General features: G+C 43.9%; 16 protein-coding genes, 2 tRNA genes and 1 rRNA gene. 12 read left to right on the plus strand and 7 right to left on the minus strand.

All coding sequences use genetic code 11. The features are described from left to right. Positions 1-26 precede the first annotated feature (26 nt). The 5 genes from L7H18_02660 (at position 27) to rplU (ending at position 3,108) form a co-directional block, all read left to right on the plus strand. Complete coding sequence (locus tag L7H18_02660; protein UMX48417.1) at positions 27-203, plus strand: hypothetical protein; 177 nt, start codon at positions 27-29, stop codon at positions 201-203. Between the two features lie 7 nt (positions 204-210). Next, complete coding sequence (locus L7H18_02665; GenBank protein UMX48418.1) at positions 211-585, plus strand: type II toxin-antitoxin system VapC family toxin; 375 nt, start codon at positions 211-213, stop codon at positions 583-585. 558 nt (positions 586-1,143) lie between these two features. After that, positions 1,144-1,404 (plus strand): hypothetical protein, encoded by a 261-nt coding sequence (locus L7H18_02670; protein UMX48419.1) that lies wholly within the window; start codon positions 1,144-1,146, stop codon positions 1,402-1,404. Positions 1,405-1,450: 46 nt separating this feature from the next. Then, entirely contained in the window at positions 1,451-2,497 is a 1,047-nt protein-coding gene (locus tag L7H18_02675; GenBank protein ID UMX48420.1) for a DNA recombination protein RmuC, read from the plus strand. 296 nt (positions 2,498-2,793) lie between these two features. Then, entirely contained in the window at positions 2,794-3,108 is a 315-nt protein-coding gene (gene rplU, locus L7H18_02680) for a 50S ribosomal protein L21 (protein UMX48421.1), read from the plus strand. A gap of 90 nt (positions 3,109-3,198) precedes the next feature. On the opposite strand, the gene L7H18_02685 is transcribed toward rplU, so the two are convergent. From L7H18_02685 to L7H18_02695, 3 genes are all read right to left on the minus strand, one after another. After that, complete coding sequence (locus L7H18_02685; protein ID UMX48422.1) at positions 3,199-3,417, minus strand: type II toxin-antitoxin system HicA family toxin; 219 nt, start codon at positions 3,415-3,417, stop codon at positions 3,199-3,201. Between the two features lie 11 nt (positions 3,418-3,428). Continuing rightward, complete coding sequence (locus L7H18_02690; protein UMX48423.1) at positions 3,429-3,671, minus strand: type II toxin-antitoxin system HicB family antitoxin; 243 nt, start codon at positions 3,669-3,671, stop codon at positions 3,429-3,431. Positions 3,672-3,834: 163 nt separating this feature from the next. Next, positions 3,835-4,824: an IS30 family transposase gene (locus tag L7H18_02695; protein ID UMX48424.1), complete on the minus strand. Its 990-nt coding sequence runs from the start codon at positions 4,822-4,824 to the stop codon at positions 3,835-3,837. Positions 4,825-4,898: 74 nt separating this feature from the next. On the opposite strand from L7H18_02695, the gene L7H18_02700 reads away from it, so the two are divergent. The 3 genes from L7H18_02700 (at position 4,899) to L7H18_02710 (ending at position 6,569) form a co-directional block, all read left to right on the plus strand. After that, positions 4,899-5,624, plus strand: coding sequence for a hypothetical protein (locus tag L7H18_02700; GenBank protein ID UMX48425.1), 726 nt, complete (start codon positions 4,899-4,901; stop codon positions 5,622-5,624). 121 nt (positions 5,625-5,745) lie between these two features. Beyond that, complete coding sequence (locus L7H18_02705) at positions 5,746-6,153, plus strand: nucleotidyltransferase domain-containing protein (GenBank protein ID UMX48426.1); 408 nt, start codon at positions 5,746-5,748, stop codon at positions 6,151-6,153. Continuing rightward, positions 6,150-6,569, plus strand: a complete 420-nt coding sequence (locus L7H18_02710) for a DUF86 domain-containing protein (GenBank protein UMX48427.1) — start codon at positions 6,150-6,152, stop codon at positions 6,567-6,569. Before L7H18_02705 ends, L7H18_02710 begins: the two co-directional genes overlap by 4 nt. A gap of 443 nt (positions 6,570-7,012) precedes the next feature. On the opposite strand, the gene L7H18_02715 is transcribed toward L7H18_02710, so the two are convergent. From L7H18_02715 to dnaB, 3 genes are all read right to left on the minus strand, one after another. Further along, entirely contained in the window at positions 7,013-7,369 is a 357-nt protein-coding gene (locus tag L7H18_02715) for a hypothetical protein (GenBank protein ID UMX48428.1), read from the minus strand. Between the two features lie 81 nt (positions 7,370-7,450). Then, positions 7,451-8,056, minus strand: coding sequence for a recombination mediator RecR (gene recR / locus L7H18_02720; GenBank protein UMX48429.1), 606 nt, complete (start codon positions 8,054-8,056; stop codon positions 7,451-7,453). An 11-nt stretch (positions 8,057-8,067) separates the two neighbouring features. After that, entirely contained in the window at positions 8,068-9,414 is a 1,347-nt protein-coding gene (gene dnaB, locus L7H18_02725) for a replicative DNA helicase (protein ID UMX48430.1), read from the minus strand. Between the two features lie 733 nt (positions 9,415-10,147). Here dnaB and L7H18_02730 point away from each other — a divergent pair. The 3 genes from L7H18_02730 to L7H18_02740 all read left to right on the plus strand — a co-directional run bounded on the left by L7H18_02730 (position 10,148) and on the right by L7H18_02740 (position 12,950). After that, positions 10,148-11,791, plus strand: a 16S ribosomal RNA gene (locus tag L7H18_02730). A 492-nt stretch (positions 11,792-12,283) separates the two neighbouring features. After that, positions 12,284-12,859 (plus strand): YbaK/EbsC family protein, encoded by a 576-nt coding sequence (locus tag L7H18_02735; GenBank protein ID UMX48431.1) that lies wholly within the window; start codon positions 12,284-12,286, stop codon positions 12,857-12,859. 19 nt (positions 12,860-12,878) lie between these two features. Then, positions 12,879-12,950 (plus strand) — tRNA-Ile (locus L7H18_02740). 50 nt (positions 12,951-13,000) lie between these two features. Here L7H18_02740 and L7H18_02745 read toward each other — a convergent pair. Continuing rightward, entirely contained in the window at positions 13,001-14,299 is a 1,299-nt protein-coding gene (locus tag L7H18_02745; protein UMX48432.1) for an OFA family MFS transporter, read from the minus strand. Between the two features lie 146 nt (positions 14,300-14,445). Between L7H18_02745 and L7H18_02750 the strand changes: the two genes are divergently transcribed. Continuing rightward, positions 14,446-14,521, plus strand: a tRNA-Ala gene (locus tag L7H18_02750). Positions 14,522-14,553 lie beyond the last annotated feature (32 nt).

A 14,553-nucleotide genomic window follows, 5' to 3' on the forward strand; every position in this document is an offset into this window, starting at 1 on the left:
TTAAATCATTGGGCTAACATAGAGATATGAAAAAAGACTGCCAAATAACAATCAAATCAAAAAGCCACGATCATCTTCTTTTGCCCAAAAAGCGTTCTTTGATATGGCAAAAATTAAGAGGCAAATGGCAAAATAAAACCAATATAATCACCGATTATAAAAAAATCAGAAGCGAATGGAATAGAAAAGTCCAAAACACATAACAAAAATATGTACACGCTGGATACTAACGCGATAATTTATTTTCTGAAAGGAGACAAAGAAGCAACCTCTGTCCTGGAAAAAATAATCAACGAAAATTGCGGACCCATTTATATTTCTTCCATAACCGAAGCCGAATTATTCAGCTACGCCAATCTCACCGACCAAGACGAAAACGACCTTGAAGAAATGCTAACCACCTTGGCAACAATAACTGTTGATTCGCGTCTTGCAAGAATTGCCGCCTGGATTCGCCGTCAATATGGCCTTAAAATCGCCGATAGCATTATTGCCGCAACCGCAATTTTTACCGGAACAACCTTGGTTACCCGCAACATAAAAGACTTCGATAAAATCCCGAATTTGCGTCTCCTTAAAATATAAACGCCGCTATCAAAATTAAATCAAAAATTTTCGCTTAAAAACGGTTTTTCCCATGTAATTTCACCGCAAAACAGACTGAAGAAATATTAAAACAAAATTTGATCGAATACAACCTTCAAATCATCAAAGAGGCGGACTGGGCCATCGAACTTGGCTCCGATTTTTGCAAAATTGCAAGATAAATGTTAAAAAATACCCAGTTTCGGAGGTCTCTATGAAATATTTCGATAAGCAAGACCCGTTTAAAAAATATATAATTAAACTCGTTGCTCCCAGTATTGCCGTATTAGTGTTGTTTGGGCCCAAAGACCCGTCGGCGGCATTCATTATTGCCATTGCCCTTTTAGGGTTGATGTGGACTTTTTGGGCATTAACATTAAAAACAACATACTAACTATCGGCTTTTTTATTTGACAACTTGCGACAAATGAATATAATTTCCGCAAGGAGGTATTCGAAATGAATTATAATGTTCTTATCCAATTTTGCTACACCATGGCATGCATCGCCTTTGGAATATTGTTAATCCCATATGATCGGCTATTGGGCATGGAACTCATGGGATTAATTAATATTTTTGGCAATCTGGCAATATTTAATCCGGGATTTACCTATACCGAGGAAAGCAACGATATTAGCGAAGCGATTGCTGGTGGTGCGTATTGTTCCCTGATACCCGCAATACTATACGGGGCAGCGATATGGCGTTTTGGTTCATTTACATATGGATTGATCGCCAGTTTGATATTTATTGCCGGGACGATTATTGTTCATTACGGATGGAATAAAGTGCTCTACCGTCCGAAGGGCCGATTTTAGGCCTTTTTTATTTGATTTTTTGATAACGCAGGCGTAAAGTTAATTTATGGACACAATAGTAATCTTATTATTCATTGCCGTGATCGGGGTGCTGGGGGTACAGACATGGGTTTTGATGCGGAAGCGGAAAGAGGACGAACTTCCCAAGAATGATGCGGGGATGGCAATGTTGCAACAGCAGTTAAATCAAGTGAGTCAGACGCTGGACTCAAAGCTGACCGAATCCAACCGCGCGATGCAGGAACAGTTCGGGCAGAGCTTTAAAGTTATCCGCGATGTCACGCAAAAGCTCACCGAACTGGACAGCACCAACAAGCAGGTGGTGGGATTCGCGCAACAATTGCAATCGCTGGAAAATATTCTCAAAAACCCCAAACAGCGGGGAATCCTGGGCGAATACTATTTGGAAACAGTGCTGAAAAATGTTTTGCCGCCGCAATCGTTTCAAATGCAATATAAGTTCAAAAACGGCGAAATCGTGGACGCGGCGGTGTTCGTGAAAGATAAAATCATTCCCATTGATTCCAAATTTTCGCTGGAAAATTACAATAAGATCGTTAACGAAAAAGATGAAACCGCCAAAATCGCGCTGGAGAAGATTTTCAAGGCTGATTTGAAATTGCGCATTGATGAAACTTCAAAATACATCCGCCCCGACGAAGGCACGATGGAATTCGCGCTGATGTTTATCCCTTCGGAAGGCATCTATTATGATTTGCTCATCAATGAAGTGGGATCGGTCAAGGTTAACACCCGCGACTTGATTGAATACGCGTTTGCCCAAAAGCGGGTGATTATCGTCTCTCCCACCAATTTTTTGGCCTATCTGCAAACCGTTCTGCAAGGCCTGCGCGCCCTGCAAATCGAAGAATCCGCCAAAGAAATCCGCCAGCGCGTGGAAATGCTGGGCAAACATTTGTGCGCCTATAACGAGTATTTACAGCGGCTGGGCGGCCATTTGGCAACTTCGGTGAACACCTACAACGCCGCCGCCAAAGAATTCGGCAAAATCGACAAAGATGTGCTAAAAATCACGGGCGCCGACCGCGACAAATTGGAAACCGGACAGATAGATAAACCGAATTTGGAATAAAAAAATACGGGCGATTACACGGAATCGCCCCTACAAAATTCGCGTTTGCATTTGTAGGGGCGAAACTATGTTTTCGCCCGCATTGAATTTTATTTTATTGAGTGCAATACCTCGGGGCTTTGCCCCGGGGTGCACCAAGAGGATTCCAAAGGGGTGCCCCCTTTGGTCGTCGTGCGGGGTTCATACCCCGCTCGACGAAATACATTTGGAAAATATATTTTTGATTTGCCGTTGACTTTTGAAGAAATACATTATAAAGTAATAAAGTTAATCCAATTTAAATAAATAATAAACTCATGTTAGCAGTAATCAAGACCGGAGGGAAGCAATATATCGTGTCTCCCGGGCAAAAGTTGAAAGTGGAAAAACTGGAAGGGGAGGCGGGCGCTTCAATCAAATTCGAGGAGGTTTTGCTCGTGGAAACCGACGACAAAAAGGTGGAAATCGGCCAGCCGACCGTAAAAGGCGCGGCCGTGGCCGCCAATATCGTGGCGCAAACCAAGGGCCCCAAAGTGATCGCCTACAAATACAAGGCCAAGAAGCGTTATCATTTAAAGAAAGGCCACAGACAGCAGCTAACCGAAGTGGAAATTACCGGAATCAATCTTTAACCTTTAATCGTTAATCTTTGATAAAATATGAAAAAACCGCCCTAATGAAAATCGGGCGATTTTTTTGAATTCGCGTTGATTATAATAATTTTAAAAATTCTTCAATTGAAATTCCGGCATCGTTTCAATAATTGATTTTAAAAGTGGTTTTTTGATTTCTTTTCCGGCGTGAATCGGCACAACGGTTCTTTTGTTTGTTTTTTGATTATACAAAACCAAATGCGAACCCTTTTGCCGAACCTCTTCAAAGCCGAGTTTCTTTAAAGCTTTGATAACTTGTTTTAAATTTAAAGAGGGCAGATTTTTCATTGAAAAGCAATTTAAACCTCAACCTCGACCATACCTTGAAAAAGTTTCACCTCTTGAGGCAAGCACTCATTACGGGAACCCAAGGTTTCCAAATAAAGCGCGATTGCTTCCTTAATATTGATTTCGGCTTCCTCCAAAGTGTCGCCTTGCGTGTGGCAACCCGGCAACGCCGGCGCCCACGCCACATAGCCGCCTTCCGGCACTGATTGATAAATAACCGAAAAAGACAAATTTTTCTTTTTTTGATTTTCCATGGAAATTGATTTAACTCAACGCTTTCATTATACAAGTCCGCACCCACCTCGTCAATTTGACAAATTTTACAATTTATGCTATAATCCAACCAGCATTCCAGTTGTAAATTGTCTAGTGAAATGCAACTTTTTGATTAAATTTCTCCGAATGTTTTTCTCCCCGCTAACGCGGGATTTTTTGTATAATACCACGCTTTAGCGAAACTTCATAAGCGGAGCGGTATCCCAATGATTTTCGGTATTTGCCGTTAAGAATATGCAAGCAATTTTGGAATTGCTCTTCGGAGACATTTTTCAAATCGGTTCCCTTTGGAATGAACCACCGGCGGGCAAGTCCGATGCCGTTTTCCGCATGGGGTTTTTGCCACGGGCTGTGAGGGTCGCAAAAATATGTCGGCAATCCGAACTGCTCATGTTCTTTGTTTTCGATGCCGTTGTCGAAGGTTAAATCGCTAATATTTAAATCCATGGTCATGCTTTTAACCGCCGCGACCATCGTGGCCGGTTTTTTGTTTTCAATCATTGTGCCGACCAATAGCTTTGAAGCCGGAACGCAGATGATCGCGCCGCTGTTTTGACTGCCGGTTTTGGTTGGCGAAACAAACAGATCGCCTTCGGCGTGGATGCCGCGCTTGGACCGTTTGCTAATGGAAACCCTATTGGGGATCATCTCTCTTTTGGCTTTCCTTTTCTGCTTGCGCGAATGATAGCGCTTGGCGCAAAGCAAATGACAGTATGCCTGGCCCCAGGCGCTGTAAAGCCATTTATAAATGGCATTGGCGCCAATTCTCGGATTCTGCTTTTCGCGCTTCATTCGTCCGGCGATTTCATCCGGGGAACGATGGTTTTCCAACCCGGCGATAATTTGTTCTCGCAGAGCGGGATATTTTTCAACCTTCATTCCTTGATGCTTGCTGTACGATCTTTTCACTCGCGCTTTTTGCTGGGCGGTTTTGGCGGAATAGACGCCGTTCTTTCGTTTTCTTTTGTTGATTTCCCGGCTGATGGCGCTGGCGTCAAAGTCCAACACCTTGGCGATTTCTTCTTGTTTGTGGCTGGCGTTCTTTAACGCTTCAATGCGGTCTCGATCAAATTGGTTAAGGTGGCGGAAGCGCCGCCTTTTTTTGCGTAATTTTTTGGTTTCTTTTTTCATACAACCTCATTTTACCGAAGTTGCATTTCAAAAGAGAATTTTCGAGTCAAAACTTAATAAAGGAGGTGGTTTAATTGGATGAAATAGGCGAGTTAAGGCCGATTTTATTTATTCCCGGATTTTTGCGCGACGAAGAAACGGTTGCGCGGGTATCGCAAATTCTTGAACAAGTCCAACCGGTTTTCAATGAAGCCGGTTGGAAAATCGTGGTTTCTAATTATTATCAAGGGGAACCAATGGATAATTCTTTGGAAATCTATGCGAGAAGCGTTTATGCTGATATTTTTTACGGAAAATATCGCACCATAATCGCTCATTCAATGGGCGGATTGCTGATTCCGGAAAAATTGCCACGGCAAATGCTCCCGCCGGTAATTATTGAATCGCCACTAAACGGAGTTACCATGCGGCAATTCAAAATTATCAATCTGCTGGCAAGATTAAAAGGATTGGGAAAATCGCGCTTTCCGCTGGACAATATCAGCGTTCAAGGAATGTTGAGAAACGGTGATTTCATGGAAAATCGCAGAACCAAAAATTTTCCATGGATGATGCCAATGCTCCAAATAAACGGTTCACTGGGAACGAATTTTCTTGCCCGTTGGGACGGCGACACATTTGGAAAACATACCGATTGTATTGGGGTATATAAAGAATTTCCAAAAATTGATCATATCGCTCTCTTAACCGATCCCGATGTGATAAAAGCGGTTATAGCCCATTTAAATCGATGGGATGATAAATATGACGCTTTATCGCAACGGAGGATATATCGGAGGCCCCTCGAGGACGAACCTTGAGGCCTTTTTTTATACACGCGCAAGACGAATTTGCATAGATTTGCATAGGTGCCACCTATGCAATTTTTGTGTTTTCGACGGGTTTTTGGTATGTTGAAGGTATAAACATAAGCAATGGAATATGGACGATATTGAGAATAATTTGCAAAAATATAAGGATTTGATGGAGGGTTTGGCGCGCAAGATGCCCCAGATCGTTTTGGCGTATATTTTTGGCTCCACAGCAACCAATAGGCGCGGGCCGATGAGCGATTACGATTTCGCGGTCTATTTGAATGAACCGGACAAAAAAAAGAGATATGACATTAAATTCCAATTGATGGGCGAGCTGTCGAACGCGCTAAAAACCAACAAAGTTGATGTGGCGGTGATAAACGATACAGACAATATAAATCTAAAATACGCGATCATCAGCGAAAGCAAAGTTATTTTTGAAAAAGAGCCACATAAGATTATTGTGGAATCAAGAATTTTAAATGAATATTTTGATTTCAGAATTTTTATTGACACATATCAAAAAACAAAATGACAACAATCAATGTTATTGAATCAAAACTAAAAGCCATTGATGAATATTACTCGCAATTGCTTGAATATCGGAAACATTCGCAAAAAGATTTGGAAGGCGACGCCACGCTCAAAGGCGCTTTGGAGCGGTATCTATATTTGCTTTGCCAATCCGCAATTGATTTGGGCGAAGCGGTAATCGCTCTCAAAGATTTTTACCGGCCCGGATCATACGCAGAAATTTTTGAAACCCTGAAAGAAAAAGAGGTTATCTCATTGGAATTGGCGCAAAAAATGATTAGAATGACCGGCTTTCGTAATTCAATAATTCACGATTACCAAAAATTTGATTTTGCCATTGCCTATGAAGTTTTAATGTCAGGCATTGATGATATTAAGAAATTTGAATCAATTATCAAAAAGTACTTGAATTTGTAATTCCGATGCATCTCCCCTCGAGGATTAAAACTCTCGGGGTTCTTTTTTTATATACAAACGAGAGACTTGCACACACCAGGTCGGTGCAAGTTTTAAAGGGAGGAGATTTGGACGGCGTTGCTTCGGATAATATGCGATTTTAGTATACTATCCAAAATAAAATTCAGGCGATTGCCGACAAAATCGCTGCCGAAAATCAAAATGTGAGCTAATGATCATTCGCCCCTACGCGATATAACCCAAAACCCGCCGCGCAAATCCCACACGTCTTATTTTCCCGCCTGCGTTTAGAAAAACAAAAAACCGTCCCCTCAATTTGCTCGGGATGGTTTTGTGTTTTTGTTTGAAAATTGATAATTGAAAATTAAAACGACGATAAAAAGGTGGAAATCGGCCAGCCTACCGTTAAAGGCATTGAACTTTAACAAAATGATTGCAAAAGATTACGATTTTCGTTTTAAAATTTCCACTTCGGCGCGCAAATCCATTAAATCAATGTTGCGCGCGGTGTTTGCCAGTTTAGCTTCGATGCGCTCTTGGCCATCTTTGAGATCGGCGACATCATGCTCAATACATTCGATTCTCTCAATCTGTTCCAAAAACCCCTGTTGCATTTTTAATAACAATAAATCAGTTCTATCGTCAATCTTTTTGTCCAGAATACCAAACTTGGTGTCAATCTTTTTGTCCAGAATACCAAACTTGGTGTCAATCTTTTTGTCCAAAGTCGCAAACCCAACTGCCATTGCTTGCGCCAGCGATTCCAAAGTTACCGGTTGTTTTTTTAATGATTTTGCCATTGTTGCGAATTTATACTTCCATTATATAAAACTCGCCATCGCCCTGTCAATTTGTTGTTCATTCTCCTGATAAGAAATTTTTTAAGCGATTTGTTTCCTGCCTTCCAGCGCCGAACTTAAGGTTTCCTCGTCGGCGTATTCCAGTTCGCCGCCCATTGGCAAGCCCACGCCTAATTTGGTGATTCTTTTGCCTAAAGGTTTTAGGATCTTTTCAAGATAGAGGATCGTAGCGTAGCCTTCGGAAGTCGGGTTTATGGCTAGAATAATTTCCTTGATCGATTGGCTGGTTTTGACGCGGTTTTCCAGTTCGGCGATGCGCAATCCGGACAGGCTTTCTTTGTGTAAGGTCGAAACCGTACCGCCCAAAACAAAATATAAACCTTTATAGATTTTTGTTTTTTCTATAGTTGCCAGATCGGTTTCGCCAGCCACCACGCAAAGCTGGGTTTTATCGCGTTTGACATTCGCGCAAACCGGACACAGCGTCTTTTCCGATTCATAGATATTGAAGCACATCGGGCAGGTTTTGATGTTCACCTTCATATCCGTAATGGCTTGGATAAGTTCTTTCACCTTGGCATTATCCAGCCGCATCAAATAAAAAACAAACCGCGCCGCCGTTCGCGGCCCAACAGTGGGAAATTTACTAAACCTATCGATTAGTTTTTGAATGGAAGGGGAATACATTGCAAAATAAATTATTGGTCTTGATATTCATACCCCTCGGTATGATTTTTGAAGCAGACGGTGCGGTCGTCAAAATGCAATAATTGTTTGCCCACCGGGCCGTTGCGGTGCTTGGCGATAATGATTTCGGCAACGCCTTTTTGTTCGCTGTTTTCGCGGTAGCGGTCTTCGCGGTAAATAAACATCACCACATCGGCATCCTGCTCGATGGCACCGGATTCGCGCAAATCGGACAGCTTGGGAATGGGCGGGATACGCTGTTCCACGGCACGGGACAACTGGGATAGGACAAGCACAGGAATATTAAGCTCGCGCGCCAAGCCTTTCAAGGCGCGGGAATTTTCCGAAACTTGCTGGACCGGACTGGCCATCCGGTTGAGCGGTTCCATTAACTGCAAGTAATCAATTACCAAAAGACCAAGTCCGTTTTCAGCTTGCAAACGCCGCGACAGCGCTTTCATTTGCAGAACGGAAGGGGAGCCAACATCATCGATATACAACGGCATCTCGGATAAAATCGACAAGGCTCTTTGTATATTCTCAAAATCTTCGGTTTGTAATTTTCCGGTACGGATTTTCCAAAGATCAACGCCCGAATAAGCCGAAATCAAGCGATCAACCATCTGGTCTTTTGACATTTCCAAGGAAAACACGCCCACGGGAATTTTTTCGTTGTAAGCGATATTGGCCGCGATATTCAACGCCAAAGTTGATTTGCCCAGAGATGGCCGGGCGGCCAGAATTACCAAATCGGATCTTTGAAGCCCGGAAAGCATTTTGTCGAGATCGGCAAACCCCGTGGGTACGCCGCGCGTACCGGTGCCTTGCGACAACATTTCAATGCGGTCAAACGCCGCGCCCAAAGTGTCTTTTACGATAGTGAAATTCTGGCTCACGCCTTTCTGGGCGATATTGAAAATTTTCTTTTCCGCGTCATCAAGAACCGCCTCCAGATCGTCGCTTTCGTTATAACCCAGCATTTCAATTTCCTGCGATACCGAAATCAAATCGCGCAACACCCGCTTGTGCCGCACGATACGCGCATAGGACGCCACATGGCCGGAGCTTGGCACCAGATTGACCAATTCGGTTAAATACGCATTGCCGCCCACCGCCTCCAATTCGTTTTTGTCCTTCAACCGGTTTGAAACCGAAAGAAAATCAATCGGATCGCCTTTTTCAAACAACTCGCGGCAAACCGCGTAAATTTCTTTGTGGCTGTGCTTGTAAAAATCATCCGGCGACAAAACATCGGCCACCTTCATCATGGCCGATCTATCCAGCATCAAACAACCCAAAACCGACTGCTCAATCTCCAAACTCTGCGGCGGTATTTTCGTGGGCGCAACATTTACCATAATTTTTGTCCTGTTGGGGTTCTGTTGAGGTCAAACCTCAACAAGTTTGTTGAGGTTTGACCTCAACGAGATATGTAATCGACAAAACTGTATGAATTATCGTAACAAAGCGAATCAAACCTTGCAACCCTTGTGCATAACCGGCATTGACAATTGAATCCGGCGGGTATATATAATCATTTGGTTTCCGATTTCGCGCGCGCGATCAAACGCAAGGGCAAGTTGTTTATCTTTTTAATTTAATTTTTCTTTACAAATTTCTTCAAAGAATTGGAAAAATTAAACGGAAAAACAAAAGATTTGCCGATGCCTTGACATTGGTTTTAAAAAACGCTAAACTGTCATTGTTGCGAAGTTAATTGTAAAATTATGGCCGATAAAAAATCCGCCAAGAAAGTTAACAAAAAGAAAGCCGCGCCCAAAACTTGCGCCTGCTCTTGCAATTGCTGCCCGAGCAACAAGTAGAAAATTGACGACGGTTGAAAGCAAGAAAAAAATCATAAGATATTATGACTGTATGATTTTTTGTTTGTTTTTAACAAGCAGTTATAATTGCCGAGGGGGTGACCGAGCGCGAGCGAGGAAATCCCGAGGCGAGCACGCCGAGGGGAAAGAACTTCTAAAATTAAATAGCGAAATATTTTCAATTTTCCACGAAAATATTTCGTGAGCCAAAGCGGTATGCGCTTTAACAAAGCATACAAAGAATTTTTTGAAGTTGTCTTGGACTCATTTTATTGAGGATTTGATCCTGGTCCAGGATGAACGCTGGCAATGTGGATAAGGCATGCAAGTCGAGCGGATCATATGCTCTGCACAGGGAAATTCGAATATCGAATTTCGAAACTCGAAACAAATTCTAATTTTCAAAAAAATAAAAACGAAATTCTTGTTTTGAGAATTTGAAAATTATGATTTTGAAAATTGTTTCGGATTTCGGATTTTGAAAATTCGGATTTTCCCGTGCAGGGTGTATGGTTAGCGGCGAACGGGTTAGTAACACGTAGGTATCTACCATTAACTCGGGGATAGCCCGTCGAAAGACGGAATAATACCCGATGGTCCCTGAAGCGCAAGCTGAAGGGTAAAGGCGCAAGCCGGTTGATGATGAACCTGCGGACTATCAGCTAGTTGGTGGGGTAATGGCTCACCAAGGCGATGACGGTTAGGGGGAGTGAGAGCTTGTTCCCCAACACTGGGACTGCGACACGGCCCAGACACCTACGGGTGGCAGCAGCCGAAAATATTGGACAATGGGCGAAAGCCTGATCCAGCGACATTGCGTGGAGGATGAAGACGTTCGCGCCGTAAACTCCTTTTATAGGGAAAGAAGCAATTGACGGTACTCTATGAATAAGCGGGGGCTAATTCTGTGCCAGCAGCAGCGGTAATACAGAACCCGCAAGCGTTATCCGGATTTATTGGGCGTAAAGTGTTCGTAGGCTGTATGGAAAGTCTGGTTTTAAATACCTCGGGCTCAACCCGGGGGGTGAACCGGAAACTTCCAAACTTGAAGATGCTAGGGGCTATCGGAACGCACGGTGTAGGGGTGAAATCCGTTGATATCGTGCGGAACACCAAAAGCGAAGGCAGATAGCTGGGGCAATCTTGACGCTGAGGAACGAAAGCGTGGGGAGCAAAAAGGATTAGATACCCTTGTAGTCCACGCCCTAAACATTGGACACTGGTCGCTTGAAGTGTCGACCCTTCAAGTGGCGAAGCTAACGCGTTAAGTGTCCCGCCTGGGAAGTACGGCCGCAAGGCTAAAACTCAAAGGAATAGACGGGGGCTCACACAAGCGGTGGATCATGTGGCTTAATTCGACAACAAACGAGTAACCTTACCCAGTTTAGACATTCTACTGATCGTCCCGTGAAAGCGGGATTTCCCACAAGGACAGTAGTTCAGGTGCTGCATGGTTGTCGTCAGCAGGTGTCGTAAGATGCATACTTAGATGTCGTAACCTGCGCAACCCTTATCTTATGTTTTACTTGTCATAAGAAACTGCCGGGGACAACTCGGAGGAAGGTGAGGATGACGCCAAATCAGCACGGCCTTTGACAACTGGGGCCGCACACGTGATACAATGGCAGTTACAGAGGGCAGCGATGCCGCAAGGCGGAGCAAATCCCATCAAAAACTGCCCTAGTTCGGATTGAGGTCTGCAACTCGACCTCATGAAGCCGGAATCGCTAGTAAACGTGAATCATGACGTCACGTTGAATATGTTCCTGAGCCTTGTACTCACCGCCCGTCACGCCAAGCGAGTTGGGGACAGCCGAAGCGCCCCGCGAGGGGAACTAAGCTGGATTCAATAAGAGGGGCGAAGTCGTAACAAGGCACGGGTAGGGGAACCTGCTCGTGGATCAATTAATTTACATTTTTGAGTGTCGGCTTTTGTCGAGGGACGAGAATTCTTCTCTTGACACCAAGACGCTGATCGGTTCGTCTCTAAGAAACCGATTTCGAAAGTCCAAGGCGACTTCAAGCAATTCTTTTATTCGTAGTGGAAATCAAAGCACCCGCAGGGGTGTTTTTGCGCTAACAAAAATTTGGCAACAGACCCATTATGTCCCCGATGATTATGTGTTTTTTGCGGTCACGGAATTTTATAATTTTTTTATACAAAACCGATATTCTATAAATTTAGCTATGGCTAAAAATATAGAATAAATTTTATTGACGGAATACGAGGGTTTGGTAGGATACAAATAGAAATCAAAATTCAAAATCAAATTATAAAACCAAAAATAAAATTGATGAAAAAATAAATTTAAAGGCCGCGGTTTGAAAAAAATACAAGCAATATGTTTCATATCAATCATGCGCCAGTCAAAACTAAACGAATCCGAGTTCAAAGATTAATGATATGATAAAAAAGGTTCCAAAAAATAAAAAACGGATTAACAAAACCGAGATGCCGGTGAAAATTCCAAAAAAAGTGGAAGGTTTTTTGAGTAAAACGGGGATTAAATGTGAAACAATAACTCATCGCACGGTCTATACCGCGTTTGACAAGGCGGCGACTTTAAAAATAAAGACAGGCGCGATCGCCAAAGTTTTGGTGATTAAAATTGACAGGGAATTGGCAATGGCGGTTATCGGCGGAGACAGGAATTTGGATATGGATAAGCTGGCAAAACTCGCCAAGGCAAAGAAAATTGATTTTGCCAAAGAAAAAATTATTGCCGAAACTTTTAAAGGTATTGACCCGGGAGCGATCCCGCCCTTTGCCGGTTTGTGGCAAATACGCGTTTTTTGCGACAAAAAATTTCTGGAATCGCCAAAAATAATAATATCCGCCGGAAGTTATGAAGCGTCGCTGATAATCACCCCCGCCGCATTTAAAAAAACCAACCCCGAAATGGCAATTGGCAATTTTTCGGCCGCCAAACCCAAATTAAAAAAGCCGATTAAGGCCGCCTTGAAAAAAAGAAGGAAATAGGGTATAAATAGTTTGTTGCGGGCGCGTAGTTAAGTGGTATAACGCCGTCCTGATAAGACGGAGGCCGAAGGTCCGATTCCTTCCGCGCCCACATTAAAAAATCCCGTTTCCGGGATTTTTGCTTTAAAAGGTTTTTACGATTTATTGGTGTTTCAATTTTAAAACAAGAAAAGCGGCGGCCAGGCATAGAATACCGGCGAGAATAAAGGAATTTGCGTAACTGCCGGCCTCCATTAACTTGACGATTGTTTTACCCGCGGTATCAACGGTTTCGTAAGGTACATCCCGAACCGCAAGTAAAAGTTTTGGCGCGAGCCACGGCCCAACCAGTCCGCCGGCGCCGTAGGCGGTAAACATCAAGCCGTAGTTGGCGCCGATGTTTTTCGCGCCGAAATAATCCGCGGTAATCGCCGGATAAAGCGCCAAAAATCCGCCGAAACAAAAGCCAATAAGAGACGCGACTGCGGCAAAGCTCCAAAAACTGTTCAATCCTCCTAAAATCAGTAGCGCGATGCCGCATAGCGCAAAAATTGCCATCAAAGTTTTTTCGCGGCCCATTTTATCTGAAATTAGACCCCAGACAATGCGGCCCGAACTATTTAGAATTGATACCGCCATCACCGCCAGCGTTCCCTGCGCCAGAATTTGCGAAAATTGCACCGCCGTAATGATTCCGGCGATCTTTGCAAAACCGGACGCAACCTGCGCCTGCCAGATATTTACCAAATTCATTATCACCATCAATCCCGCCGCACAACCGATAAAATAGGTAATCCACAAAATCCAAAAGCGGCGGGTTTGGACCATCTCCTTGGTCGTGAAATCAGCCTTTTGATTGATGGCGGCCACCGGCGGCATCCATCCGGCGGGACAATAACCGGCCGGCGGCACGCGCATTAACTGCGCTCCGGCCACAATGGCAAAAAAATAAACCAAACCAAGATAAAACAATGCCGCCATAATGCCGATATGGGCGATCAGATAACTCGCGAGCGGCGCAAACACCAATCCTCCGGCGCCAAATCCCGCCACTGCCAGTCCGGTAATCAGGCCGCGCTTGTCCGGAAACCATTTCACGCAGGTTGCGATCGGGCAGACATAAGCCGCGTAAATACCGATGCCGCCCAAAACTCCGAATCCGAATACAAACTGGAGCAAAGTTTGCGCTTTAGCGGCAATACACATTCCCAATAATAATATAAACGCGCCAATTATGGCGGTTATTTTGGGTCCGATTTTATCTTGAATCTTGCCCGCAACAATCATGATTAACGCGCCTATTCCCAGCAGAACTTGGGCTGGCAGAGCGATATCGGTTGCCGACCAGGTTGGAAAATGTTCTTTCAAGGCCGGCTTAAAAACACTGTAAATATAGATCGCGCCCAGGCTAACCTGGATAAGCAAAGCCCCCAGCACCACGAACCAGCGGTTATGTTTCATAAATTTATGATTATTACGCCATTCTATCAAACCCCGCCGTTAAAGCAATTGCAATCGGGCTATTTTTTGCTATTGTATATTTGTTGAATTTGCTTCATTTGAGTTCGTGTTTAAACTCATCGCTTGCGACTCATCAACCATTTCCCGGGCCTTTAGCTCAGCCGGCAGAGCGCCTCATTTGCAATGAGGAGGTCGGCGGTTCGAATCCGCCAAGGTCCACCAAAGTTTTCGGGACATGATGAAGTCGCCGGTTC

The organism is Candidatus Nealsonbacteria bacterium DGGOD1a (assembly GCA_022530585.1).
Classification (GTDB): domain Bacteria; phylum Patescibacteriota; class Minisyncoccia; order Minisyncoccales; family UBA5738; genus UBA5738.

Coding starts and splice junctions, on each gene's coding strand:
- L7H18_02660 (UMX48417.1), top strand. CDS start 27: ATGAAAAAAGACTGCCAAATAACAATCAAATCAAAAAGCCACGATCAT.
- L7H18_02665 (UMX48418.1), top strand. CDS start 211: ATGTACACGCTGGATACTAACGCGATAATTTATTTTCTGAAAGGAGAC.
- L7H18_02670 (UMX48419.1), top strand. CDS start 1,144: ATGGGATTAATTAATATTTTTGGCAATCTGGCAATATTTAATCCGGGA.
- L7H18_02675 (UMX48420.1), top strand. CDS start 1,451: ATGGACACAATAGTAATCTTATTATTCATTGCCGTGATCGGGGTGCTG.
- rplU (UMX48421.1), top strand. CDS start 2,794: ATGTTAGCAGTAATCAAGACCGGAGGGAAGCAATATATCGTGTCTCCC.
- L7H18_02685 (UMX48422.1), bottom strand. CDS start 3,417: ATGAAAAATCTGCCCTCTTTAAATTTAAAACAAGTTATCAAAGCTTTA.
- L7H18_02690 (UMX48423.1), bottom strand. CDS start 3,671: ATGGAAAATCAAAAAAAGAAAAATTTGTCTTTTTCGGTTATTTATCAA.
- L7H18_02695 (UMX48424.1), bottom strand. CDS start 4,824: ATGAAAAAAGAAACCAAAAAATTACGCAAAAAAAGGCGGCGCTTCCGC.
- L7H18_02705 (UMX48426.1), top strand. CDS start 5,746: ATGGACGATATTGAGAATAATTTGCAAAAATATAAGGATTTGATGGAG.
- L7H18_02710 (UMX48427.1), top strand. CDS start 6,150: ATGACAACAATCAATGTTATTGAATCAAAACTAAAAGCCATTGATGAA.
- L7H18_02715 (UMX48428.1), bottom strand. CDS start 7,369: ATGGCAAAATCATTAAAAAAACAACCGGTAACTTTGGAATCGCTGGCG.
- recR (UMX48429.1), bottom strand. CDS start 8,056: ATGTATTCCCCTTCCATTCAAAAACTAATCGATAGGTTTAGTAAATTT.
- dnaB (UMX48430.1), bottom strand. CDS start 9,414: ATGGTAAATGTTGCGCCCACGAAAATACCGCCGCAGAGTTTGGAGATT.
- L7H18_02735 (UMX48431.1), top strand. CDS start 12,284: ATGATAAAAAAGGTTCCAAAAAATAAAAAACGGATTAACAAAACCGAG.
- L7H18_02745 (UMX48432.1), bottom strand. CDS start 14,299: ATGAAACATAACCGCTGGTTCGTGGTGCTGGGGGCTTTGCTTATCCAG.